21 protein-coding genes are annotated in these 24955 nt (G+C 62.3%); 5 read left to right on the forward strand and 16 right to left on the reverse strand.

Features of this window, described 5'->3' with window-relative positions; translation table 11 throughout:
- Positions 1 to 7: 7 nt before the first annotated feature.
- Positions 8 to 1018 carry an iron ABC transporter substrate-binding protein gene (locus N8H74_RS07480; protein ID WP_262146800.1) on the forward strand — a complete coding sequence of 337 codons (1011 nt, stop codon included), beginning with the start codon at positions 8 to 10 and terminating at the stop codon, positions 1016 to 1018.
- Positions 1018 to 2577: an iron ABC transporter permease gene (locus N8H74_RS07485; protein ID WP_262146801.1), complete on the forward strand. Its 1560-nt coding sequence runs from the start codon at positions 1018 to 1020 to the stop codon at positions 2575 to 2577. The genes N8H74_RS07480 and N8H74_RS07485 overlap by 1 nt, the downstream gene beginning before the upstream one ends.
- A 39-nt stretch (positions 2578 to 2616) precedes the next feature.
- Here the strand turns inward: N8H74_RS07485 and N8H74_RS07490 are convergent, their stop codons facing one another.
- From N8H74_RS07490 to N8H74_RS07545, 12 genes are all read right to left on the reverse strand, one after another.
- The gene (locus N8H74_RS07490; protein WP_217832731.1) at positions 2617 to 4551 is read right to left on the reverse strand and encodes a methyl-accepting chemotaxis protein; all 1935 of its coding nucleotides are present in this window, start codon (positions 4549 to 4551) and stop codon (positions 2617 to 2619) included.
- Positions 4552 to 4690: 139 nt separating this feature from the next.
- Positions 4691 to 5980: an adenylosuccinate synthase gene (locus N8H74_RS07495; RefSeq protein WP_262146802.1), complete on the reverse strand. Its 1290-nt coding sequence runs from the start codon at positions 5978 to 5980 to the stop codon at positions 4691 to 4693.
- A gap of 54 nt (positions 5981 to 6034) precedes the next feature.
- The gene (locus tag N8H74_RS07500; protein ID WP_011332186.1) at positions 6035 to 7222 is read right to left on the reverse strand and encodes an ATP phosphoribosyltransferase regulatory subunit; all 1188 of its coding nucleotides are present in this window, start codon (positions 7220 to 7222) and stop codon (positions 6035 to 6037) included.
- A 313-nt stretch (positions 7223 to 7535) separates the two neighbouring features.
- Complete coding sequence (gene hflC, locus N8H74_RS07505) at positions 7536 to 8405, reverse strand: protease modulator HflC (protein ID WP_217832734.1); 870 nt, start codon at positions 8403 to 8405, stop codon at positions 7536 to 7538.
- Positions 8405 to 9580, reverse strand: a complete 1176-nt coding sequence (hflK, locus tag N8H74_RS07510) for an FtsH protease activity modulator HflK (RefSeq protein WP_217832735.1) — start codon at positions 9578 to 9580, stop codon at positions 8405 to 8407. The genes hflC and hflK overlap by 1 nt, the downstream gene beginning before the upstream one ends.
- A gap of 96 nt (positions 9581 to 9676) precedes the next feature.
- Positions 9677 to 10978, reverse strand: a complete 1302-nt coding sequence (gene hflX / locus N8H74_RS07515) for a ribosome rescue GTPase HflX (protein ID WP_217832736.1) — start codon at positions 10976 to 10978, stop codon at positions 9677 to 9679.
- Between the two features lie 12 nt (positions 10979 to 10990).
- The gene (gene hfq, locus N8H74_RS07520) at positions 10991 to 11248 is read right to left on the reverse strand and encodes an RNA chaperone Hfq (RefSeq protein ID WP_217832737.1); all 258 of its coding nucleotides are present in this window, start codon (positions 11246 to 11248) and stop codon (positions 10991 to 10993) included.
- Between the two features lie 94 nt (positions 11249 to 11342).
- Entirely contained in the window at positions 11343 to 12314 is a 972-nt protein-coding gene (gene miaA, locus N8H74_RS07525) for a tRNA (adenosine(37)-N6)-dimethylallyltransferase MiaA (protein ID WP_262146803.1), read from the reverse strand.
- Positions 12314 to 14215, reverse strand: coding sequence for a DNA mismatch repair endonuclease MutL (gene mutL, locus N8H74_RS07530; protein ID WP_262147102.1), 1902 nt, complete (start codon positions 14213 to 14215; stop codon positions 12314 to 12316). The genes miaA and mutL overlap by 1 nt, the downstream gene beginning before the upstream one ends.
- A gap of 5 nt (positions 14216 to 14220) precedes the next feature.
- Entirely contained in the window at positions 14221 to 15648 is a 1428-nt protein-coding gene (locus tag N8H74_RS07535; RefSeq protein WP_217832762.1) for an N-acetylmuramoyl-L-alanine amidase, read from the reverse strand.
- 3 nt (positions 15649 to 15651) lie between these two features.
- Positions 15652 to 16122, reverse strand: coding sequence for a tRNA (adenosine(37)-N6)-threonylcarbamoyltransferase complex ATPase subunit type 1 TsaE (gene tsaE / locus N8H74_RS07540; RefSeq protein ID WP_217832739.1), 471 nt, complete (start codon positions 16120 to 16122; stop codon positions 15652 to 15654).
- Entirely contained in the window at positions 16110 to 17609 is a 1500-nt protein-coding gene (locus tag N8H74_RS07545) for an NAD(P)H-hydrate dehydratase (RefSeq protein ID WP_262146804.1), read from the reverse strand. Before N8H74_RS07545 ends, tsaE begins: the two co-directional genes overlap by 13 nt.
- A 63-nt stretch (positions 17610 to 17672) precedes the next feature.
- Here N8H74_RS07545 and queG point away from each other — a divergent pair, with 63 nt between their 5' ends.
- Entirely contained in the window at positions 17673 to 18737 is a 1065-nt protein-coding gene (queG, locus tag N8H74_RS07550; RefSeq protein WP_262146805.1) for a tRNA epoxyqueuosine(34) reductase QueG, read from the forward strand.
- 6 nt (positions 18738 to 18743) lie between these two features.
- Here queG and N8H74_RS07555 read toward each other — a convergent pair whose 3' ends face one another.
- Together N8H74_RS07555 and orn are read right to left on the reverse strand one after the other, a co-directional pair.
- A complete protein-coding gene (locus N8H74_RS07555; RefSeq protein WP_217832742.1) occupies positions 18744 to 19355 on the reverse strand; it encodes a trimeric intracellular cation channel family protein in 612 nt (203 codons plus the stop codon).
- A gap of 170 nt (positions 19356 to 19525) precedes the next feature.
- Positions 19526 to 20068: an oligoribonuclease gene (gene orn / locus N8H74_RS07560; RefSeq protein WP_217832743.1), complete on the reverse strand. Its 543-nt coding sequence runs from the start codon at positions 20066 to 20068 to the stop codon at positions 19526 to 19528.
- Between the two features lie 109 nt (positions 20069 to 20177).
- Between orn and rsgA the strand changes: the two genes are divergently transcribed.
- A complete protein-coding gene (gene rsgA / locus N8H74_RS07565) occupies positions 20178 to 21209 on the forward strand; it encodes a small ribosomal subunit biogenesis GTPase RsgA (protein WP_217832744.1) in 1032 nt (343 codons plus the stop codon).
- 94 nt (positions 21210 to 21303) lie between these two features.
- Here the strand turns inward: rsgA and motB are convergent, their stop codons facing one another.
- Together motB and motA are read right to left on the reverse strand one after the other, a co-directional pair.
- The gene (gene motB, locus N8H74_RS07570; protein WP_262146806.1) at positions 21304 to 22386 is read right to left on the reverse strand and encodes a flagellar motor protein MotB; all 1083 of its coding nucleotides are present in this window, start codon (positions 22384 to 22386) and stop codon (positions 21304 to 21306) included.
- Between the two features lie 3 nt (positions 22387 to 22389).
- Positions 22390 to 23241, reverse strand: coding sequence for a flagellar motor stator protein MotA (gene motA / locus N8H74_RS07575; protein WP_217832746.1), 852 nt, complete (start codon positions 23239 to 23241; stop codon positions 22390 to 22392).
- 166 nt (positions 23242 to 23407) lie between these two features.
- On the opposite strand from motA, the gene N8H74_RS07580 reads away from it, so the two are divergent.
- Complete coding sequence (locus N8H74_RS07580) at positions 23408 to 24946, forward strand: HDOD domain-containing protein (protein WP_262146807.1); 1539 nt, start codon at positions 23408 to 23410, stop codon at positions 24944 to 24946.
- Positions 24947 to 24955 lie beyond the last annotated feature (9 nt).

Raw genomic sequence — 24955 nt, forward strand, 5'->3', positions numbered from 1 at the left:
CCTGCGAATGATGTTTCGAAATACCCTGCGCCGAGGCCTGACCTTCACCCTCCTCGGCCTGGCACTCGCCACTCCCCTCACCCAGGCTGCCGACGCGGTTTCCCTGACTCTCTACAACGGCCAGCACAAGGAAGTCGGCGACGCGATCGCCAAGGCCTTCGAAGCCAAGACCGGCATTCACGTCAATGTACGCAAGGGCAGCAGCAATCAGCTCGCCAGCCAGATCATCGAAGAAGGCGACCGCTCCCCCGCCGACGTCATTTACACCGAAGAATCCCCACCGCTGAACAACCTCGGTGAACAAGGCCTGCTGGCCAAGGCCGACGACGCCACCCTGGCCGTTCTGCCGAAAAAGTACGTCGCCGGCAATGGCACCTGGATCGGCGTGACCGCCCGGGTTCGCGTGGTCGCCTTCAACCCGAAACTGATCGATGAAAAAGACCTGCCCAAATCGGTGCTGGATTTCGCCGACCCGCAATGGCAAGGCAAAGTCGGTTTCGTTCCCACCAGCGGCGCGTTCCAGGAACAGGCCGTCGCCATCATCAAGAAGCACGGACGCGATGCCGCCGAAGAATGGCTGACCGGCCTGCGCGCCTTCGGCAAGACCTACAGCAACAACATGGTCGCCCTCAAAGCCGTGGAAAACGGCGAAGTCGCCACCGTTCTGGTGAACAACTATTACTGGTTCGCCCTGCAACGGGAGAAAGGCAAGCTGGATTCGAAACTGCATTACTTCACCGGCGGCGACGTCGGCGGGCTGATCACCGTATCCAGCGCCGCCGTACTCAAATCCAGCAAACATCCAAAAGAAGCGCAGCAATTTCTCGCCTACATGGCCAGCGAAGAAGGCCAGCGCGTGATCACCCAGACCACCGCCGAATACCCGCTGCATAAAGGCATGGAATCGGATCGCGGCCTCAAGCCGTTCAGCGAACTGGAAGCGCCGGACGTCACCCCGGCGGATCTGGGCAATGCCGAAGAAGCGCTGGATCTGGAACGCGAAGTTGGCCTGAACTGATGGCCGCATCGCTATCCGTCACGCGCAGGGAATACGTGCCACGGCGCAAACGGCCGTCGATCTGGTTGATTCTGCCGGTATTGCTGCTGGTGGTCTTGAGCCTGTTGCCGCTGGCCTATGTCGGGCTGAAAGCCTGGCAGGCCGGCTGGGCACAGGCGCTGCATTTGCTGTGGCGCCCTTACGTGTTCGGCCTGCTGCGCAACACTCTGGCGCTGATGGTCGGCGTGACGCTGGCTTGCGGTGTGATCGGCCTGTCGCTGGCCTGGTTGCTGGAACGCAGCAACCTGCCAGGACGACGTCTGTGGGGGGTGATTCTGTGCCTGCCGTTCGCAGTGCCGGCCTTCGTCAGCAGTTTCACCTGGGTTTCCCTGAGTGCGCAGTTCGAAGGCCTTGGCGGAGCGATTCTGGTGATGAGCCTGTCGAAATACCCGCTGATCTTCCTGCCGGTGGCGGCGACGCTGCGCAACCTCGATCCGTCTCTTGAAGAGTCGGCCCGCACACTGGGACAGAATCGCTGGGGCGTGTTCTTCCGCGTCACCCTGCCCCTGCTCTGGCCGTCGCTGCTGGCCGGTTCGCTGCTGATTGCCCTGCACATGCTGGTGGAGTTCGGCGCGTTGTCGATCATCGGTCTGCAAACCTTCACCACCGCGATCTATCAGCAATTCGAGCTGGAATTCAGCAACGCCAACGCGGCGATGCTTTCCGCAGTGTTGCTGGTGCTGTGCCTGTTGCTGCTGTGGCTGGAGTTGCGCGTGCGCGGCAAGGGCCGACATGTGCGCACCGGACAAGGTGCGGCACGCCAGGCGGAACAGGTCCGACTCGGATCCTGGGCCATTGCCGGTCAGTTGTACTGCCTGCTGCTGGCACTTGTCGGCAGCGGGATTCCATTAGGCATGCTGGCCTACTGGCTGGCGGTCGGATCGTCGGCAGCGTTTCCGGTCGCAGCCATCACCGAAGCCCTGTTGTCGTCGCTGGCACTGTCTCTCGGCGGCGCGGGATTGTGTCTGCTGCTGGCAGTGCCGGTCGGATTGCTGGTGGTGCGCTACAAAGGCCAACTGGCGATCTGGGCCGAGCGCCTGCCCTACCTGCTGCACGCCCTGCCGGGGCTGGTGATTGCGCTGACACTGGTGTATTTCGCCCTGCATTACGTGCCGGTGCTGTATCAGACTTCGACCTTGCTGCTGATTGCCTATGCCTTGCTGTTTCTGCCATTGGCACAGGCGCCGATCCGCACGGCACTGAACAAGGCAGCACCACAACTGGAAGAGGCCGCGCGCACGCTGGGCGCATCGTCGTTCACGGCATTTTGCCGGGTGACCCTGCCGATCATCTTCCCGGCATTGGGTGCGGCGTTTGCGCTGGTGTTTCTGGATGCCATGAAGGAACTGACGGCGACGTTGCTGCTCAGCCCTACAGGGCTGAACACGTTGGCGACCGAGGTGTGGGCGCACACCGCGAATGTCGAGTTCGCAGCCGCAGCGCCTTATGCGGCATTGCTGATCGTGGTGTCGGGACTGCCTGTGTATCTGCTGACGACCCGGATGTACTTGAGCCGATAAAAAATCGCAGCCGAAGCTGCGATTTTTTTTGCCGGCATATCAGGCCCGGAATTGCCCCAGACTCGCCTTGAGCTGCGCGGCCAGGCCATCCAGGACCTTGCCGCTGGCCGTGGTTTCCACCACCGCCTGCGCGGCCTTCTCGGCCTGGGCATGAATCGTTTCGACTCGTCCGCGTACCGCCTGCGCACCTTGCGCCTGATGTGCCGCCGCCTGAGTCGCCAGGCCAATCGCCGCATGCACCTGCTCGACCGAAGCCTGTACCGATTGCTGCAACCGCGCGCTGTCGCGCAGCACCAGCAAACCTTCGCTGGCCTGGCGCCCGGCCTGACCGATCGCTTCCACCGCCTCACGAGCGCCCTGCTGCAAGGCGACGATGTGCGCCTGAATGTCGCCGGTCGAGCTTTGTGTCTTGCTCGCCAGCGCACGCACTTCGTCCGCTACCACAGCAAAGCCACGACCGGTTTCGCCGGCCCGCGCCGCTTCGATCGCCGCGTTGAGCGCCAGCAGGTTGGTCTGCTCGGCGATACCGTGAATCACGGTCAGCACCACTTCGATCTGCTCGCTCTGCTGCGCCAGGCGTTCGATGACTTTCGCCCCGGTGTCGACCTGCCCCGCCAGCGCCTCGATCAGGCTGCCGACCTTGGCCGACGTGCGGGTGTTTTCGTCGGTGGCCTGACGGATATCGACCACTTGCTTCAACGCGGCCTGCATGGCATGGCTTTCCGATTGCGCCTCGTCGGCCATTTGCGAAAGCGCCCGCAGACTTTCCGCCACTTCATCACGCTGCATACCGGCCGCCGCGTCGGCGCCGGCATTGCGCAAGGTCATGGCGCCGATTTCCACGCCGGTGCGTTGGGCCACATCCCCGGCCTCGCGCACGATCGGCTGCAACTTATCCACAAAGCGGTTGACCGCCGACGCCATGTCGCCGATCTCGTCCTTGCTGTTGATCTGCACGCGCTTGGTCAGATCGCCTTCGCCGGCGGCGAGGTCATCCATTGCGGCGTTGAGCATCTTCAGCCGATTGACCACGCGATGACCCAGCACCACCGCCAGCAGCAACAGCACACCGGCGCCTACCAGTGCCAGGCCCATGCCGATGCGCCAGCGCAGCGTCGCGGCGGCGTCCTGCACGGTGCTGGTGGTGTTGGCTTTCATTTCGCCGGCGGTGGATTGTGCCGATTGCAGGCGCGCACGCATCGCCGTGGCACTGTCGGCCGCCGCCCCCTTGAGGCTGTCGCCGACCAGTTGATCGCTGCTGGCAATCAACGCCGAGAAACGCTGATCGAGCGCCGCCAGGTCGGTTTCCACCGACGCGGTGGAAACGCCCATCAACACCTTGCCGATTTCCACGCCGTTCGGATTGATCGACGCTTCGATATAGAAAACCGACGGATCGTTCTTCGCCGCATCCAGCAACTTGTCCAGCGCCCGCTCGCCCTGGCCTTTTTCCAGCAGGGCCTTGTTGATCGGGTTTTCGCGGTTGAGGTAGCGCGTCAGATGCTGGCCCGTGGCGTCGTCGTAAACCACGAACAGCACGTTGGGATTACGCTGGGCACGCCGGGCGAATTCGGACAGGGTCGGAACGTCGCTGTCCCACATGGCGCGAGGCGCGACGGAAGCCAGCAACTGAGCCATGTCATTGGCCGAGTCCTTCAGGTCTTTTTCCAGGGTCGCACGCAGTTGCGCCTGCTCGTCCTTCAGACGCGAGGACAGGCCGGCGGTGAGACGCTGACGGGTACTGGAGGAAAGGCTGTCGAGGCTCGACGTGACTTCGCGCCCGGCCTGTTCCAGCTCGCCGGACAGCTTCTGGCTGTCGGCGCCCAGACGAGTGCCGAGGTCGGCTTCCAGCGCCGTGACGGTGCTTCGCGTCAGGGCGACGGCCACCAGCACTTGCACCAAAAGGGCGATACCAAGGGTAACGAACACGGGCCGCAATAAACGGCTTTGTAACAGCGAGAGAACGGCCGACACTGTGAATCCCTCTACTTCTGACGCCATTAATTTGATGGCATTCTTGTCGGGATATTTACAGCAAAGGTCGTGCCGTCCAACAGGCATAAACGACAAAGGCCCCGATCAAGGGGCCTTTGTTTTTTACATCAACGACTTATCAAGCAAACGGATGACGCAGAACGATGGTTTCGTTGCGATCCGGGCCTGTCGAAATAATGTCGATCGGCGCGCCAATCAACTCTTCAACGCGCTTGATGTAGGCACAAGCGTTAGCCGGCAGCTCTTCCAGGGTTTTGGCACCCACGGTCGATTCGGTCCAGCCCGGTACTTCTTCGTACACAGGCTGAAGGCCTACGTAGCTGTCAGCATCAGTCGGAGCAACGGCATTGCCTTGCGCATCTTTGTAGCCGGTGCAGATGTTGATGGTTTCCAGGCCGTCGAGTACGTCCAGCTTGGTCAGGCAGATGCCCGAGATGCTGTTCACATCGATAGCGCGACGCAGGATGACGGCGTCGAACCAGCCGCAACGACGGGCACGGCCGGTGGTAGCGCCGAACTCGTGACCTTGTTTGGCCAGGTGCGCACCTACTTCGTCAAACAGCTCAGTCGGGAATGGACCCGAACCCACGCGAGTGGTGTAAGCCTTGGTGATGCCCAGGATATAGTCCAGGAACATCGGGCCAACACCCGAACCGGTAGCCACGCCACCTGCGGTGGTGTTGGAGCTGGTCACGTACGGGTAGGTCCCATGGTCGATGTCGAGCAACGAGCCTTGGGCACCTTCGAACATGATGTCTTTGCCGGCACGACGCAGGTCATGCAGCTCGGCCGTTACGTCCAGCATCAGCGGCTTGAGCAGTTCAGCGTATTCCTTGCACTCGGCCAGGGTCTTTTCGAAGTCGATGGCAGGCTCTTTGTAGTAACCGACCAGCGTGAAGTTGTGGTAGTCCACCAGTTCACGCAGCTTGTCTTCAAAGCGCGGCATGTTGAGCAGGTCGCCAACACGCAGGCCACGACGCGCAACCTTGTCTTCGTACGCCGGGCCGATGCCGCGACCGGTAGTACCGATCTTCAGCTCGCCACGGGCCTTTTCGCGGGCCTGGTCCAGCGCCACGTGGAAGGACAGGATCAGCGGGCAGGAAGGGCTGATGCGCAGGCGCTCGCGCACCGGTACGCCTTTCTCTTCCAGCTTGTTGATTTCCCGCAGCAGGGCGTCAGGTGCAACCACCACGCCGTTGCCGATCAGGCACTGCACGCCTTCGCGCAGCACGCCCGACGGGATCAGGTGCAAGACGGTTTTTTCGCCGTCGATCACCAGGGTGTGACCAGCGTTGTGGCCACCCTGGTAGCGCACTACGGCGGCAGCATGTTCGGTCAGCAGATCAACGATCTTGCCTTTGCCCTCATCACCCCACTGGGTGCCCAGGACTACGACATTCTTACCCATAACACTTGTCCTCATTCGCGCAAACTTGGTGCCGGCGATGGCCGGCGGGAAAACTCAAGAAGCCAGTGGCGATACTTGCCAAAGCCCGTTCTGCTGGATCAATTGCCGGTCGCAGTCCGCATCACGGGCGGCGGCCAATGGCTGTCCAGGCAACGCCTGAACGACACGCTGACCCTCACTGCGCAACTGGCAAACCTGCTGCCAGAGTGCCGCATCCGTACTGTCAGGCATCCAGATACCGCCAGACGGTAGCTCGATCTCAGCACGCCCCAGGGTCACCAGGGTTTTCAAATCGGTGGAGAAGCCGGTGGCCGGACGGGCGCGACCGAAGTCGGCGCCGATGTCGTCGTAGCGACCGCCCTGGGCGATGGACTGACCAACACCCGGCACGAACACCGCAAACACCACGCCGGTGTGGTAGTGATAACCGCGCAACTCGCCGAGGTCGAAGTACAACGGCAGCTCCGGGAAGCGCACCGACAACCGCTCGGCGATCGCCAGCAGATCTTCCAGTGCAGCCAGTACCGGTGCCGGCGCATTGGCCAGACGTTCACGGGCAGCGCTCAGCACTTCACGGCCACCGCACAGGTCGACCAGCGCACGCAGCATGCCGGACAAATCGGCTGGCAGGCCTTCGGTCAAGGTAATGACCTCATCGATCGCCTTGCGTTGCAACGCATCAAACAGCTGCTGCTCGACTTCGCCCGACAACCCGGCCGCCTGGGCCAGGCCACGGTAGATGCCGACATGCCCCAGGTCCATGTGCACATCCGGCACATCCGCCAGTTGCAGCATGGCGAGCATCAGGCTGATGACTTCGACGTCGCTGCTCGGACTGGCATCGCCGTACAGCTCGGCGCCCAACTGGATCGGGCTGCGCGAAGACGACAACGCACGCGGCTGGGCGTGCAGCACGCTGCCGGCGTAGCACAGACGACTCGGACCCTCGCGACGCAGGGTGTGCGCATCGATGCGCGCCACTTGCGGCGTGATGTCGGCACGGAAACCCATCTGCCGGCCCGATTGCGGATCGATGACCTTGAAGGTACGCAAATCCAGGTCCTGGCCCGCGCCGGTCAGCAGGGATTCCAGGTACTCGATATGGGGAGTCACGACAAACTCGTAACCCCAGCTCTGGAACAGATCCAACACCTGGCGACGCGCAACTTCAATGCGCGCCGCTTCCGGTGGCAGTACTTCTTCGATGCCATCTGGCAGCAGCCAGCGGTCTACCGTTGCCATTACGCCATTCCCCTTTGATCCGGGCGGCCAACCCTAGGGCGAGCCTTGAGTGAAGCAGAAAATGATCGGGCCGTTCAAAACACACGCGCAAGAACGACGCAGCGACACGCCGGTTACCGGCCTCGCCAACCACTTTCCTCGAAAAACTGTCGGGCCATTCAACCCGATGTTCTGCAGCAAAAACAGCAATCAAACGTGCAGACGCAAAAAAGCCGGGAATTTCCCGGCTGCCGCATCATACACACGTTTTCCCAAAGGATCACCCCGCCAGACGCTTTAGCCGCCAGGCGGAGTGATTCAGGTCAACGTCGTATCAAGGCTTGACCTTTTCCAGGTAACGGAAGAAGTCGCTGCTTGGGTCGAGAACCATGACGTCGGATTTGTTCGCGAAGCTTTCACGGTAGGCACGCAGGCTACGGTAGAAACCGTAGAACTCCTGGTCCTGGCCGTAGGCCTTGGAGTAGATCGCAGCCGCCTGAGCGTCGCCATCACCGCGAACCTCTTCCGATTCACGATAGGCTTCAGCCAGCAGCACGCGGCGTTGGCGATCGGCGTCGGCACGGATGCCTTCTGCCAGCTCGTTACCCTTGGCGCGGTGCTCGCGAGCTTCACGCTCACGCTCGGTGCTCATCCGCTCGAACACGCTGCGGTTGACTTCCTTCGGCAGATCGATGGCCTTGACCCGGACATCGACCACTTCGATCCCCAGCTCTTTTTCCGCCATCTTGTTCAGCGACGCCGTGATATCGGCCATCAGCGCATCGCGCTCGCCGGACACCACTTCGTGCAGGGTGCGTTTACCGAACTGGTCACGCAGGCCCGACTCCAGACGGCGGGACAGACGCTCGTCGGCGATCTGCTTGAGGCCGGACGTCGCGGTGTAGAAACGCTCGGCGTCCTTCACGCGCCACTTGGCATAGGCATCGACCATCACGGCTTTCTTTTCCAGGGTCAGGAAGCGCTGCGTCGGTGCATCGAGCGTCATCAGGCGGGCGTCGAATTTACGCACCTGGTTGACGTAAGGCACTTTCACATGCAGACCTGGCTGGACATCCGCCTGAACCACGCGACCGAACTGCAGCAGCACCGCACGCTCGGTCTGAGCCACGATGTAGAAGCAGTTCCAGGCAGCGATCGCCACGACAACGCCGACAATAAGGGCGATCAGCGATTTATTGCTCATCAGCGACTCTCCCTGGTACGTGCCTGCTGTTGCTGCAGATCGGCTGCGGCACGCGCATTTGCTTCATTGCTGGTGGTTGCCGCACTGCCGCTCACCGGAGCGCTGGTGCTGCGACCACTTTCGACCATTTTGTCCAGCGGCAGGTAAAGCAGGTTGCTCTGGCCGTTCTTGTTGCCGGTCACGAGTACCTTGCTGGTGCTGCTGAAGACTTCCTGCATGGTGTCCAGGTACAGACGCTCGCGAGTGACTTCAGGTGCCTTGCGATACTCGGCGACCAGTTTGGTGAAGCGATCGGCCTCACCCTTGGCGCGGGAGATCGTTTCGTCACGGTAACCGTTGGCATCCTCGATGATGCGCTGGGCCTGACCACGGGCTTCCGGCACGACGCCGTTGGCGTAGGTTTCAGCCTGGTTGCGCGAACGCTGCTCGTCTTCACGGGCGCGGATCACGTCATCGAAGGCTTCCTGCACTTCGCGCGGTGCGGCTGCGCTCTGTACGTTGACCTGAGTGACGGTGATGCCGGTGCGGTAGGTATCGAGGAAGCGTTGCAGACGCTCCTTGATTTCGCTGGCCATCTGCTCACGACCTTCGGTCAGCACCTGGTCCATGGCGGTGGAACCCACCACATGGCGCAGCGCACTGTCGGTCGCATGCTGCAGGCTGATTTCCGGCTGGTCGACGTTCAGCACGAAGTCCTGCAGGTTGCTGATCTTGTACTGCACGGTCAGCGGCACTTCGACGATGTTCTCGTCTTCGGTCAGCATCTGGCCCTGCTTGGTGTAGGCACGCTCACGCGTGACGTTTTCCATGTACTTCTTGTCGATCGGCGGGAAGTAGATGTTCAGGCCCGGGCCGACGGTTTCGTAGTACTTGCCGAAGCGCAGCACCACGGCCTGCTCCTGCTCGTCCACGACGTATACCGCGCTGTACAGCCATACCGCCGCAAGCACGACAAGGCCAATGCCGAGCAGGCCGCCGAAGCCGCCACTCTTGCCTGGACCACCACCGTCATCACCGCGTTTTTTTCCACCACCGAATAACCCGTTCAGGCTTTCCTGCAGCTTTCGGAAGGCTTCGTCGAGATCCGGCGGCCCCTTGCGGTCGCCATTGTTGCGACGCTTGCCACCCCAGGGATCCTGATTGTTCGAGTTGCCACCCGGCTCATTCCAAGCCATAGCGCTCTCCATCTGATAAAGCAAAGACGCACCCACGGCGCGCCGACCAATGCTACAGAATGCCTGCCGTTGCGGCACAACCGCTTTTTCAGGCTTTTATTGCAAAGTGTGTTGCTCGATGAACTCCGTCGGCACAACGCCTTCACGGCTGACCAGTCGATTGAGCTCCGAGCGTGGCAATCGAACGGCCAGCAAGCTGACACCTTCTTCGTCGTATTCTTCTTTCTGCACCGCGCCCAGTTCGAAGAACTGCGCACGCAGGCGCGCAAACCGCTGAGGCAAGCGCAACGTACCGACAAACAAGTCACTGCCCAGCAACTCGGCAATGGCTTGTTCAAGCAATTCCAGACCCGTGCCATCACGCGCCGACAGCCAGACCCGTTGAGGCCTGCCGTTTTCGTCGCGCTGGATTTGTGGCTCAACGCCTTCAAGCAAATCGAGTTTGTTATAGACCTCGAGGATCGGCAAGTCCTGGGCGCCAATCTCGCCCAGCACCACCATCACCTGCTCGATCTGCAACATGCGATCCGGCTCGGCCGCGTCGATCACATGCAACAACAGGTCGGAGTTGCTCGACTCTTCGAGCGTAGACCGAAATGCCTCGACCAGCTTGTGCGGCAAGTGACGAATGAAACCCACGGTGTCGGCCAGGACAATCGGCCCCAGGTCGTCCAGTTCCAGACGGCGCAAGGTCGGGTCCAGCGTGGCAAACAACTGGTCAGCCGCGTACACCTCGGACTTCGTCACGTTGTTGAAGAGCGTGGATTTGCCGGCGTTGGTATATCCCACCAGCGATACGGTAGGGATGTCCGCACGCGAGCGGCCGCGTCGCGACTGTTCGCGCTGGCTGCGCACTTTTTCCAGGCGACCCTTGATCTGGCGCAGGCGCACCCGCAGCAGACGGCGGTCGGTTTCGAGCTGGGTTTCACCCGGGCCGCGCATGCCGATACCGCCACCCTGACGCTCAAGGTGAGTCCAGCCACGAACCAGCCGGGTACTCATGTGGTCAAGCTGGGCCAGTTCGACCTGGAGCTTGCCTTCATGGGTACGGGCGCGTTGGGCGAAAATATCGAGAATCAGGCCCGTGCGGTCGATCACGCGACACTCGAAAACACGTTCGAGGTTACGTTCCTGACTGGGCGTGAGGACATGATTGAAGATCACCAGATCGGCTTCTTCGGCGTGAACCAGGTCGCGCAGTTCCTCGACCTTGCCACTGCCAATCAGGTATTTGGCGGTTGGCCGATGACGCGGCACGTTAAAAAACGCAACGGTCTCGGCGCCAGCCGAATTTGCCAGCTCCTGAAACTCCTGCGGATCTTCGCGCGCCTCAGGGTCCTGTCCATCCAAGTGAACGAGGATGACTCGTTCACCACCACCGTGGCGCTCAAAGAACAAAGGAGACTCCTATCAGGCGTTACCTGGCTCAGCGTCAGCACCGTCGTCGGTTGCGCTAGGCAGACGAATCGGGCGAACCGGTACGACTGTAGAGATGGCGTGCTTGTAAACCATCTGGCTGACGGTGTTTTTCAGCAGGATAACGAACTGGTCGAACGACTCGATCGTGCCTTGCAGCTTGATCCCGTTAACCAGATAGATGGAAACCCCCACTTTCTCTTTACGTAAAGTATTCAAGTAAGGGTCTTGTAGCGAATGCCCTTTTGACATGTGCCGCACTCCTTTAAGGATTCAATATAAAAAATAGGTAATTCAGATGGCTTTTGCCGCCACACCCCCAAGGATAGACGGCAATTGCAAGGACTCAGCTCAATATGGAGATGGTCCCAAGGTATTTCAAGGCGCGTGGCAGATTGTCGCAATCCAGACTGTCGAGCCAGTGTAAATCTTCCCAGCTGCGCAGCCAGGTGAACTGACGCTTGGCCAACTGGCGCGTGGCAATGATGCCGCGCTCCTGCATTTCGGCCTTTGTCAGCTTGCCATCCAGGTAATCCCAGACTTGGCGGTAGCCTACCGCACGTATAGACGGTAACCCGGCATGCAGGTCACTTCTTTTACGCAGGGCTACGACCTCGTCGATAAATCCCTGTTCCAACATAATTGTGAATCTTTGTTTAATGCGCTCGTGCAGTACCTGACGGTTTGCCGGGGCAATGGCCAAGTTCGCGACAGTATAGGGCAATTGTTGCAGTCCCGATGCGGCTGCTTCAGTACTTTGCGCAGATTGTTTCAGGCGCAGCTCGGTCATGCTCTGACCACTGACCCGATAAACTTCCAGCGCGCGACTCAGGCGTTGCGGATCGTTCGGATGAATGCGCGCCGCTGACTCCGGATCGATCACCGCCAACTGCTCGTGCAGGGCTTGCCAGCCAAGGCGCTCAGCCTCTTCTTCGATCTGCGCGCGGACTTCGGGATCGGCCGCCGGCATGTCCGCCAGACCTTCGACCAAAGCCTTGTAATAGAGCATCGTGCCGCCCACCAGCAGGGGAATTTTTCCGCGTACGGTGATTTCCGCCATGGCTTGCAGGGCATCACGACGGAAGTCGGCGGCCGAATAGCTCTCTGCCGGATCGAGAATATCGATCAGGCGATGGGGAAATTCGGCCAGCAGCTCTTTGGAAGGCTTCGCGGTGCCGATGTCCATGCCGCGATAGACCAGCGCCGAATCGACGCTGATCAGCTCGCACGGCAGCACCTTGGTCAGCTCGATGGCCAGATCGGTCTTGCCCGCAGCGGTCGGGCCCATCAGGAAAATCGCTGGAGGAAGCTGGCTCATCAACGACCGCGCAGGAACAGTTTGTCCAGATCGTCCAGGCCCAGTTGGGTCCAGGTCGGTCGGCCATGGTTGCATTGACCGCTGCGCTCGGTGTTTTCCATGTCGCGCAGCAAGCCGTTCATTTCCGGCAGGGCCAGCCGCCGGTTGGCGCGGATCGCGCCGTGGCAGGCCATGGTGCCGAGCAGTTCGTTCAGGTGTGCCTGGATCCGGTCGCTGGTGCCATATTCCATCAGATCGGCGAGTACATCGCCGACCAGCCGGTTGGCCTCGGCCTGCTTGAGCAGGGCCGGGATCTGCCGGATCGCCAGGGTTTCCGGGCCAAGACGTTGCAGCTCGAAGCCCAGGCGCTGGAACCAGGCCGCATGTTCCTCGGCGCAGTCGGCCTCGCGCTGACTGACCGCCAGCGACTCCGGCACCAGCAGCGGCTGGCCGCTCAGGCCTTCGCTGGCCATGGCGATCTTCAGCCGTTCATACATGATCCGCTCGTGGGCGGCGTGCATGTCCACCAGCACCAGCCCCTGGGCATTTTCGGAAAGAATGTAGATGCCCTTGAGCTGTGCCAGCGCGTAGCCAAGGGGCGGAATGTCGTCCTGACCGGCCGGCAGCGCATTGGCATTGGCTTCCGGCAGCGGCGCGAAGAACTCGCGATAAGCGGCCTGCGCCTCGGCGGCCGGCACTGCCGATTGCGGGCGCGGCGTGTACTGGTACTGATAACCGCCGCCACTGCTGGTGCCCGACGAGGTATTGAACGCCGGTTGCGCCTGCGGTTGTTCCAGCAGTGCATTGGCCGCCAGACGCATTTCGCCCTGCGGGCCGAACTCACCGGCCTCAAGCCCGGTCGGGCGGACGATGGCAGTGGTCGGGGCAGGCGCGCCGAGTTGATCTTCTGGCCGCACGTCACCCAAGGCCCGATGCAGGGTGCCATAAAGGAAGTCATGCACCATGCGTCCGTCACGGAAACGGACTTCGTGCTTGGTCGGGTGGACGTTGACGTCCACCGCCGCCGGATCGACCTCGAAAAACAGCGCAAACGTCGGATGCCGACCATTGAACAGAACGTCGCGATAGGCCTGGCGCACCGCGTGGGCCACCAGTTTGTCGCGCACCGCCCGGCCATTGACGAAGAAATACTGCAAGTCGGCCTGACTGCGGTTGAACGTCGGCAGACCGACCCAGCCCCACAGATGCAGACCGTTGCGCTCGATCTCGATCGGCAGCGCCTGTTCGAGGAAGCCCGAGCCACAGATCGCCGCCACGCGCCGGGCGCGGGCCGCATCATCGTGGGCTTCATGCAGGCTGAGGATGGTCTTGCCGTTGTGGCGCAAATGGAAGGCCACGTCGAAGCGCGCCAGCGCCAGACGCTTGATCACTTCTTGCAAGTGATCGAATTCGGTTTTTTCAGTCTTGAGAAACTTGCGCCGCGCCGGGGTGTTGAAGAACAGGTCGCGAACTTCCACCGAGGTGCCGACCGGGTGCGCAGCGGGCTGAACCCTGGGCGCCATGTCGCGGCCTTCAGTCTCGACTTGCCAGGCCTGATCGGCATCGCGAGTGCGCGAAGTCAGGGTCAGGCGTGCCACGGAGCTGATCGACGCCAGCGCCTCGCCACGGAACCCCAGGCTCATCACCTGTTCGAGGTCTTCCAGATTGCGGATCTTGCTGGTGGCGTGACGGGCCAGGGCCAGCGGCAGGTCGTCGGCGGAAATGCCGCTGCCATCGTCGCGCACCCGCAGCAGCTTGACGCCGCCCTGCTCGACATCGACATCGATGCGCCGGGCGCCGGAGTCGAGGCTGTTTTCCAGCAACTCCTTGATCACCGAGGCCGGGCGCTCAACCACCTCGCCGGCGGCGATCTGGTTCGCCAGCCGTGGGCTGAGCAGTTCGATACGGGCAGCGCTCAACACCTGATTCATTCTTTGGACGCCAGTTCGGTGCCGGGAATGGTCAAGTGCTGACCGACCTTCAACTCATCGCTGCTCAGGTTGTTGGCGCTGCGCAGCGTCGCTGGCGAAACCTGGTAGCGCACGGCGATCATCGCCAGGGTTTCCCCCGGGCTCACTCGGTGATCCCGTGGCCCCTGAGCGATCTTGCCGGAGTCACGCAGCCAGGCAATGTAAGTGCCCGGTGGCGGGTTCTGCTGGAAGAACTGGCGCACGCCGCTGCTGATCGAGCGGGCCAGCGCTTGCTGGTGGCTCGACGCGGAGAGTTTCGAGGCCTCGTTGGCGTTGGAGATGAAGCCGGTTTCCACCAGGATCGACGGAATGTCCGGCGACTTCAGCACCATGAATCCGGCCTGTTCCACGCGCTGTTTGTGCAGTGGCGTGACCCGGCCGATGTTGGTCAGGACCTTCTGGCCAACGTTGAGGCTGGAGGTCAGCGAGGCGGTCATCGACAGGTCGAGCAGCACCCCGGCAAGCATCCGGTCCTTGTCGTCGAGGCTGACGTTGCCGGCACCGCCGATCAGGTCGGAACGGTTTTCGCTGTCGGCCAGCCAACGGGCGGTCTCGGACGTGGCGCCACGGTCAGACAGGGCAAACACCGAAGCACCGAACGCTGCCGCAGACGGCGCGGCGTCGGCGTGAATCGATACGAACAGGTCGGCGCCCTTCTTGCGGGCGATTTCGGTACGGCCACGCAACGGGATGAAGTAATCGCCGGTACGGGTCAATTCGGCGCGGAAGCCTTTCATGCCGTTGACCTGGCGTTGCAGTTCGCGGGCGATCTGCAGCACCACGTCTTTCTCGCGCTGGCCGCGTGAGCCGGAGGCGCCCGGGTCTTCGCCACCGTGGCCGGCGTCGATCACCACAATGATGTCGCGCTTGCCGGCCGGGGCAGGTGGCAGTTTGATCGCCGGCTCCGTCGGAGTGACCGGCACCGCCGGCACGGTGGCCACCGAAGGGGTCGGCGCAGGTGGCGGTGCGGCATCAGCCGGGTTATCGAACAGGTCGACCACCAGACGGTTGCCATACTGCGCGTTCGGCGCCAGCGAGAAGCTTTTCGGGGTGACGGCTTTTTTCAGGTCGATGACCACCCGCAGATCGGTCGGCGTGCGCTGCGCCGAGCGCATCGCGGTGATCGGCGTGTTGGCGGTCTGGACATTCAGCGGCGCGCCGAGGGTGGCGCCGTTGATATCGATCACCAGCCGGTCCGGTGCGGTCAGGGTGAAAACGCTGTGCTGCACCGGACCGGTCAGGTCAAAGACCAGACGCGTGTTATCCGGCGCCCGCCACAGGCGCACGCTGTTGACCTTCGTCTCGGCCACAGCGTTGACGGTTACTGCCATCAACATCAGTCCAGCGGCAGCCACCAACGCGCGAAAGCGCATACCTAACCCCATCATTTAATTGGATTCCAATGCCAAAGCGGCACACCAGGCCTCGCCACGCGAACCCTGGGACAAAATGTTCAGCGAACGCCCGCTGTCTTGCGGGCTAATGGTAATGGTCAGGTCAGGCTTTGGCAAAAAGCCTGCACCTTTATCCGGCCACTCGATCAGGCACAACGCGTCATCTTCGAAATAGTCGCGGATACCGAGAAACTCCAGTTCTTCCGGATCGACCAGGCGATACAGGTCGAAGTGAAAGGCACGGACATCACCGATCTCGTAGGGCTCGACCAGGGTGAAGGTCGGACTTTTCACCGCGCCGACATGTCCCAGCCCGCGAATGATGCCCCGCGACAGGGTGGTCTTGCCCATACCGAGGTTGCCTTCGAGAAAAATCAGCCCATGCCCCTGGGTAACGCGGGCGATCCGTGCGCCAAAGTCGCTCATAGCCTGTTCATCGGCCAGGTACAGGGTTACTTCAGACACGGTGCATGCTCCTCCAACAACTGACGAATGGCTGGAATCAGATCACTGGCCGCCAGCCCACGGCCGAATTCACCTTGTTGCTGCCCCGCATTCGCGTGCAGCCAGACACCCAGGCAAGCGGCGTCAAAACCGTCCATGCCCTGTGCCAGCAGCGCGCCGATCAACCCGGCGAGCACGTCGCCGAGGCCGGCGGTGGCCATTGCCGGATGCCCTTGATGACACAGGGCCAGACGCCCGTCCGGGTGTGCGACCAGGCTGCCGGCGCCCTTGAGCACCACAACCGCTGTATATTTTTTGCTCAAGGCCAGGGCTGCCGCCGGACGGTCGGCCTGCACCTCGGCGGTGCTGATGCCCAGCAACCGCGCCGCCTCGCCCGGATGCGGGGTGATCACGCAATCCTTGGGCAGGCTCACCGCACCGCTCGCCAGCAGATTCAACGCGTCGGCATCCCACACTTGCGGCAATGGCGCATTCGCCGCCGCCGACAACAACGCCCGCCCCCAACCGGCCTGCCCAAGCCCAGGCCCGACCACCAGCGTGGAGACCTTTTCCAGCAGGCCCATCAACTGATTCGCCGAAGAAGTGCCAAGCACCATGACTTCAGGCACCCGGTTCAACGCCGCCGGCACGTGCTCGGCCCGGGTGGCCAGCGAAACCATGCCGGCCCCGCTGCGCAACGCGCTCTCGCTGCTGAGCAGGATCGCCCCGCCAAAACCGTGATCGCCACCGATCAGCAACACATGACCGAATCGCCCCTTGTGCGCCGTTGGCGGCCGGGCCGCCAGACGCCGCAGATTAGCCACGTTGAGACGGCGCGCGGCGGCGGCAATGTCACTGAAGGTTTCGGCAGAGGCTTGCAGATCGTTAAACACCAGCTCGCCGACGTGATCCGCCGCGTCAGCGGTGAACAACCCAAGCTTGAGTCCGATGAAGGTCACGGTGAGATCTGCACGAACCGAATCCCCCAGCACACGGCCGGTATCGGCGCACAACCCGGAAGGAATATCGACCGCCACCACCGGCAGGCCACTGGCATTGATCGCCGCGATGGCCGAGGCGTAAGGCTCACGTACCTCGCCGTTCAATCCGATGCCCAGCAGCGCGTCGAGGACAACACCGCGCAGTTCGCTCGCGGCACTCCAGGCCGTCACCACGACGTTTTCGCTCACGGCCTCGGCGTGAGCCCGCGCGGCATCGCCCTGCAAACGCTGCGGATCGCCGACAGCCAGGACTCGCACACGCCAACCGGCGCGCTGCGCCAGCGCGGCCACCCGATAACCGTCACCGGCATTGTTGCCATGCCCGGCCAGCACCGTCAGCTCGCTCGCCGCCGGCCATTTGCGCACCAGCGCGCGCCAAGTCGCATAGGCCGCTCGCTGCATCAATTCGAAGCCCGGCGTGCCGGCGGCGATCAGCCGTGCATCGAGTGCTCGCACCTGCGCGGCGCGGTACAGCGCGTCGGGTAATTCATCTTTAGTGTGCGGCATGCGTCTTCGGGCTCCGATGTCTGGCAGAATTATACGCACCTCAGCTCCGGTTTCTCTCGCCTCATGTCCGCCATCACCACAGACCTCCCCGCCCTCGCCCAATCCATCAAGGACTGGGGCCGCGAGCTGGGCTTTCAGCAAGTCGGCATCAGCGGTCTGGACCTGGCCGAGCATGAACAGCACCTGCAACGCTGGCTCGAGGCCGGCTACCACGGCGAAATGGACTACATGGGCGCCCACGGCAGCAAACGCTCGCACCCCGAGGAACTGGTGCCCGGCACGCTGCGGGTGGTTTCCCTGCGCATGGACTACCTGCCTGGCGACACGCAAATGGCGCAAATGCTGGCGAAACCGGAGAAAGCCTACATCTCGCGTTATGCCTTGGGCCGCGATTACCACAAATTGATCCGTAAACGCGTGCAACAACTGGCAGATAAAATTCAGGCACACATCGGCCCGTTCGGTTTTCGCGCCTTCGTCGACAGTGCCCCGGTGCTGGAAAAGGCCATTGCCGAACAGGCCGGCCTGGGCTGGATCGGCAAAAACACCCTGGTTCTGAACCGCAAGGCCGGCAGTTATTTTTTCCTCAGCGAACTGTTTGTCGACCTGGCGCTGCCGGTGGACGAACCGCACAGCACCGAACATTGCGGCCGCTGCACTGCGTGCCTCGACATCTGCCCGACCAACGCCTTCGTCGGCCCGTATGTGCTGGACGCCCGTCGCTGCATTTCCTACCTGACCATCGAACTGAAGAACGCCATCCCCGAAGACCTGCGACCGCTGATCGGCAATCGGGTGTTCGGCTGCGACGACTGCCAGATCGTCTGCCCGTGGAACCGTTTCGCCCGGCCATCCGGGGAAAGCGACTTCAAGCCACGACACAACCTCGACAACGCCGAACTGGCCGAACTGTTCCTGTGGGATGAGGATAAATTCCTCAGCAGCACCGAAGGCTCACCGCTGCGCCGCGCCGGTTACGAACGCTGGCTGCGCAATCTGGCAGTGGGACTGGGCAATGCGCCGTCGAGCATTCCGGTACTGGAAGCGCTCAAGGCACGCCGGGACTATCCGTCGGAACTGGTGCGCGAGCATGTCGAGTGGGCGCTGAAACGCCACGGACTCGCGTAAACCGCATCAATGCTCGTCGTTATAAACGAACTTGGGCATTTCCCAATGGAACCGAATCGCCAGCAGCCGCAGCAGGAACCCGCCGAACAGGGTGATCAGGATCGCCTGCTCACTCGGCACATTCAGATACAGGCACAGCATGTAGCACCAGGCGGCGGCGAACGAGACGCTGGCGTAGAGTTCACGGCGGAAAATCAGCGGGATGTCGTTGCAGAAGATGTCGCGCAGGATGCCGCCGAAAACCCCGGTAATCACCCCGCTGACCGAGGCCACCAGCATGCCATGGCCCATTTCCAGAGCGGTCATGCAGCCGATCAGGGTGAACGCCACCAGGCCGACCGCGTCGAGCACCAGAAACAGCGAACGCAGGTGCCGCATCCAGCGCGCGGTGAACACCGTGATCATCGCGGCGGCGGAGGTCAGCACCAGGTATTCCGGGTGTTTGACCCAGGTCAGCGGGTAGTGCCCGAGCAACATGTCGCGCACCGAACCGCCGCCCAGTGCCGTGACGCAGGCGATCAGCACCACGCCGAACCAGTCCATGCCGCGCCGTCCCGCAGACAGGGCGCCGGTCATGGCTTCGGCGGTAATGGCGATCAGGTAGAGCATCAGCAACATGGTGGCGATCCAGGCAGGAAGGCGCGCAGTCTAGCCATTTCAACGTCGCACCAGAAGGGGGCGTCGAGGAATGTTGTCTGGCGTTGAGTCTTCAGGAACCGGGCGCTCCATTCGCGGGCAAGCCCGCTCCCACAAAAGCCGCGCGACCTTGTGGGAGCGCCGGAACTTACTCAGGCCTTGATGAAGTGCTGGCGGTAGTGCTGCAGCTCGGCGATGGATTCGCGGATGTCGTCCAGCGCCAGGTGGGTGCTGCCCTTCTTGAAGCTGTCGCGCACGTCCGGCGCCCAGCGTGCGGCCAGTTCCTTGAGCGTGGAGACGTCGAGGTTGCGGTAGTGGAAGTAGCTTTCCAGCGCCTTCATGTGGGTATAAAGGAAGCGCCGATCCTGGCAGATGCTGTTGCCGCAGATCGGCGACTTGCCCTTCGGCACCCATTGTTCGAGGAAGGCGATGGTCTGGGCTTCGGCTTCAGCCATGCTGATGCGGCTGTCGCGCACACGCTGGGTCAGGCCCGAGTTGCCGTGGGTGCGGGTGTTCCACTCGTCCATGCGGGCGAGGACTTCGTCGCTGTGGTGGATGGCGATCACCGGGCCTTCGGCCAGGGTGTTGAGGTCACTGTCGGTGACGATGGTGGCCATCTCGATGATGACGTCGTTTTCCGGATCCAGACCGGTCATTTCCAGGTCGATCCAGATCAGATTCTGCGGGTTTTGCATATTTCGACTCCTAGGCAATGCTGCGCAGTTTAGCCTAGGCCGGTGGCCGGGCGTGCTAAACTCGCCGCCGTTTTACCTAATCGCTGCATTCTTTTATTACGGAACACCCATGGCCAAACGCCAACTCAATCGCCGCCAGAACTGGCGCATCGAAAAGATTCAGGGCGAGCGCGCCGCCCGCGCCGCCAAACGCGAGTCCTCGGCTGTCGAGGCGCTCGAGGGTGGCGACCTTGGCCCGGAACAACACGGCCTGGTGATCGCTCACTTCGGTGTGCAGGTCGAAGTCGAGGCCGTTGACGGCGATCAGGCCGGCCAGGTGTTCCGCTGCCACTTGCGCGCCAACCTGCCTGCACTGGTGACCGGCGATCGCGTGGTATGGCGCGCCGGCAACCAGGGCATCGGGGTGATCGTCGCGCAACTGCCGCGCACCACCGAACTGTGCCGCCCGGACAGCCGTGGCCAGCTCAAGCCGGTGGCCGCCAACGTCGACATGATCGTCATTGTCTTCGCCCCGCTGCCCGAGCCCCACGCCAACCTGATCGACCGCTATCTGGTGGCGGCCGAGCACGCCGGCATTCGCCCGTTGCTGCTGCTGAACAAATTCGACCTGATCGACGAGCAGAACGCCCCGGCGCTGAATGCGCTGCTGGCGGTCTACCGCACCCTGGGTTATCCGGTGCTGGAAGTATCCGCCCATCACGGCAATGGCATGGAGCTGTTGCAGAAGCAGCTCGACGGACGCATCAGCGTGTTCGTCGGCCAGTCCGGGGTTGGCAAGTCATCGTTGGTCAACAGCCTGCTGCCGGATGTCGAAACCCGTGTCGGGCCGCTGTCGGAATGGTCCGGCCAGGGCACGCACACGACCACCACCGCGCGGCTGTTCCACTTCCCCGGTGGCGGTGAGCTGATCGACTCCCCGGGCATCCGTGAATTCGGCCTCGGCCATGTCAGCCGTGCCGATGTGGAAGCCGGTTTCATCGAGTTCAACGACCTGCTCGGCACCTGCCGCTTCCGTGACTGCAAGCATGATCGTGAACCGGGCTGTGCATTGCTCAAGGCATTGGAAGATGGCCGGGTGCAGCAACAGCGGATGAACAGCTACCGCTCGATCATTGCCAGCCTGCCTGAGAACGGTTACTGAGCGGAATCAAAAGCAAAGTCCCCCTCACCACCGAGTCCCCTGCCATACCTTCCGCCCACAAAAAAACCGACATCGCTGTCGGTTTTTTTGTGCCTCACGGCTTCGGCGCTGGAGCCGGCGCAGTGGCTGGCGGAGCGGCCGGTGCAGGCGGTGCAGACGCCGCACTTCCCGGTTCGGCCGGCTTCGGCAGCGGGTCGTCGAACAGGTTCAGCCGCTCGCGCAACTCGTGCGGGGCCACCGGTTGCTGGTCGGTCGGCAGCGCGTTCGGATCGACCGGAGCCGCCGCGCCACCGTTCTGACTGTCAGCCGCCGGCTTGTCCGGGTCAGCACCTTGCGAACCTTCGATGGCCGCCTGGGCCTTCTTGGTCAGCACCACGATGTCGATGCGGCGGTTGACCGGGTTGAACGGGTTTTCCTTGTCGAACAGCGCCGACGAGGCGTAACCCACCACCCGCGCCACTTGCGAGTCCGGATAGCTGCCGGCCACCAGCGCACGACGGGCCGCGTTGGCACGGTTGGCCGAGAGCTCCCAGTTGCCGAAATCGCCGTTGCCAACGTAAGGCTTGGCATCGGTGTGACCGCTGATGCTGATCTTGTTCGGCACTGCCTTGATGGTGTCAGCCATGGCCAGCAGGATGTCTTCGAAGTACGGTTTCAGACGCGCGGAACCCGAGTCGAACATCGGCCGGTTCTCGGCGTCCATGATCTGGATGCGCAAACCGTTCGGAGTGATCTCGAACAGGATCTGATCCTTGAACTTCTGCAGTTGCGGATTCTCTTCGACCTTGTTCTGCAGTTCTTGCAGCAGCAGTTCCAGACGCTCTTTCTCGACCTGCTCGGCCATGCCTTCAACCTGCTCGGTGTCGACCGTGACCTTGTCCGGCTGCGGCTGGGACTTCACTTCCGGGTTGAGGGTGTTTTCCGGGGCCAGGGTCGGCGTACCGCCCAGGTCGATGATGTATGGCGTGCCGCTCTCGGAGAAGCCGACCGGATCCTTGAAGTAACCGGCGATGGCGATCTTCTGCTCCGGGGTGGCGGTGGACAGCAGCCACAGCACCAGGAAGAACGCCATCATCGCCGTGGCGAAGTCGGCGAAGGCGATTTTCCACGCCCCGCCGTGATGCCCGCCACCGTAGCGCTTGACGCGCTTGATGATTATCGGCTGGTTATTTTCCATGACTTAGCGACCGCGAACCGCTTGTTCCAGCTCGGCGAAGCTAGGACGGTGAGCCGGGTACAGAACCTTGCGGCCGAACTCGACGGCCAGCGACGGCGGCATGCCGGAAGCCGAAGCCACCAGCGAGGCCTTGATGGCTTCGTAGACGTTGAGTTCTTCCTTGGCGTCGTGGGCCAGGGAGTGCGCCAGCGGGCCGAAGAAGCCGTAGGCGGCGAGAATACCGAAGAATGTACCGACCAGTGCCGCACCCACGTGCAGACCGATGGACTTCTGGTCGCCTTCACCCAGCGACGCCATGGTCACCACGATCCCCAGTACTGCCGCGACGATACCGAAACCCGGCATGGCGTCGGCAATGCCGTTGACCGCGTGGGATGGATGCTCGAGGTCTTCCTTGAGGCTGAACAGTTCCATGTCGAACAGGCCTTCGAGCTCGTGGGGAGCCATGTTGCCGGAAGACATGATGCGCAGGTAATCGCAGATGAACGCGGTCATGCGCTCGTCCTTCAACACCGCCGGGTACTTGGCGAAGATCGGGCTCGCGGCGGCGTCTTCGATGTCGCCTTCGATGGCCATCATGCCTTCGCGGCGGCTCTTGTTGAGGATCTCGTAGATCAGGCCGAGCACTTCAAGATAGAAGGTGTGGCTAAAGCGCGAACTGAACATGCCCAGGGACTTCTTGAGCACGTGCATCGTCATGTAGCCGGGGTTGGCCTGGAGGAATGCGCCGAGGGCCGCACCACCGATGATCATCACCTCGAAAGGCTGGATCAGGGCGGCAATCTTGCCGTGGGAGAGCACGTATCCGCCGAGCACGCTCGCGAATACGACGATGATGCCGATAATTTTAGCCATAGATAGAAGGTACTTACTTAAGTCGGGTTCAAGGTCATATTCGGAAGTTAAAAAATCTCTTCTTCTACTTATCGGCAAAACTGCGCCAGACTATAGGCAGTTCAGGCGAAAAGCCAATTTAGCCCGTGCCGGGCGCGTCTACAGCTGATGAAGATCCCGTCCAGACATGGCTAATGAAACGAACGTTCCACACGCGAAACCGACCACGCTCGATGGCTGGGTGAAACTGCTCGATAGCGTCCGCCTGCCAGTTCCCCAAGAAGCCCATGACCGCGTTTGCCGGGCGATCCGCGACAACCGCAGCTCGCTGCGCGACATCGCCGAACTGATGCAGGACAGCCCGGCCCTGGCGCTGAGCATCATCCGCGAAGCCAACCGCCACACCCACGGCAGCATGGCCGCCCCGGCGGAAAACCTCGAAATCGCGATCAACCGCCTCGGCCTCGCCCGCACTGAAGAATTGCTTGCACGCCTGCCTGCCGAACCCGGCGCGCAGATCCCGTTGCCCCTGCGCCAGTTGCAGATGATCAGCCAGCACGCCACGCAACAGGCCAACGGCTTTTTCGCCGGGCGCCTGGCGCGACTGTGGCAGGACATCCATTGGGGCAGCCTGCTGTTTCTGGCGCCGTTATGGCCGCTGGCGCTGACCTTCCCGAAGCTGCTCGAAGAGTGGGAACTGCGGGTGATCCACAAGGGCGAATCCGCTCGCGAGGTAGAAAAACAGCTGTTCGGCGTACGCCTGCTGAAAATCGGCGAAGCGCTGGTTGAGGCCTGGCGCCTGCCGATCTGGGTGCAGCAGGGTTATCGGCTGCTGCTCACCGAGCAACGGGAACTGGTCAAGGTCCTGCGCATCGCCCGCGACAGCGAACATCCGCTGCGCCAGCAGAATCGCCTGGATGACGATCCGACCCTGCGCCGCTGGCTCAATCAGCCGGCCAATACCGTGCTGCTGGCGAACGGTCTGGCGCTCTCGGCGCAACAGGCCTGGGACAGTCCGCACAGCGAGCGCTGGCAATACCTGACCAGCCTTTACCTGCAAATTTCGATGGACGAAGTCCAGCAACAGCTGCACCAGCAGGCGGCCAACAGCGCGCGCCTGCATGGCATGCCCGATCTGTGGCACCCGGCGATTTCCTTGCTGTGGCCCTGGGGCACCCGCCGTCTGCCCGCCGGGATGCTGCCTGCCGCCGCGCCGACGGCCGAGGATCTCGCCAAGTGGCGCCAGCAATGCGCCGAACTGCTGGCGACGCCAAGCCGCTTCACCAATGCCATGCACCTGACCATCGCCGCCCGCGACGCCCTGGCCGCCAGTGGCATGCGCCGGGTGATGATCCTGATGGCCGACCGCACCCACGCCAACCTGCGCGTCCACCAAATTGCCGGATTGCCGAAAGAGGCAGCCGCGCTGAACTTCGTCGTCAGCCAGAGCAGCGTGCTGCAACGGCTGCTCGCGCAACAGGCGCAGGTGCGGATCACCCCGGACAACAACGCCCAGTTCTCCGCCCTGTTGCCGGCCTCCCTGCGCAGCCTGTTCCGTGGCGAGCACCTGTTTTTGCGCTCGCTGGTGAACAACGGCCGGGTCATCATGATTGTGGTGGCCGACCAGGGTGGCGGGCCGTTCGCCGACATCACCGTACAAGCCTTCGGCAAAACCGCGCAGTGCATCGAGAAAGCGCTGCACAGTTTTAGCCAGCGCGGCCAATGACAGCTACAA

Source organism: Pseudomonas sp. B2M1-30 (genome assembly GCF_025447575.1).
In the GTDB taxonomy this organism is placed as follows: Bacteria; Pseudomonadota; Gammaproteobacteria; order Pseudomonadales; family Pseudomonadaceae; genus Aquipseudomonas; species Aquipseudomonas botevensis.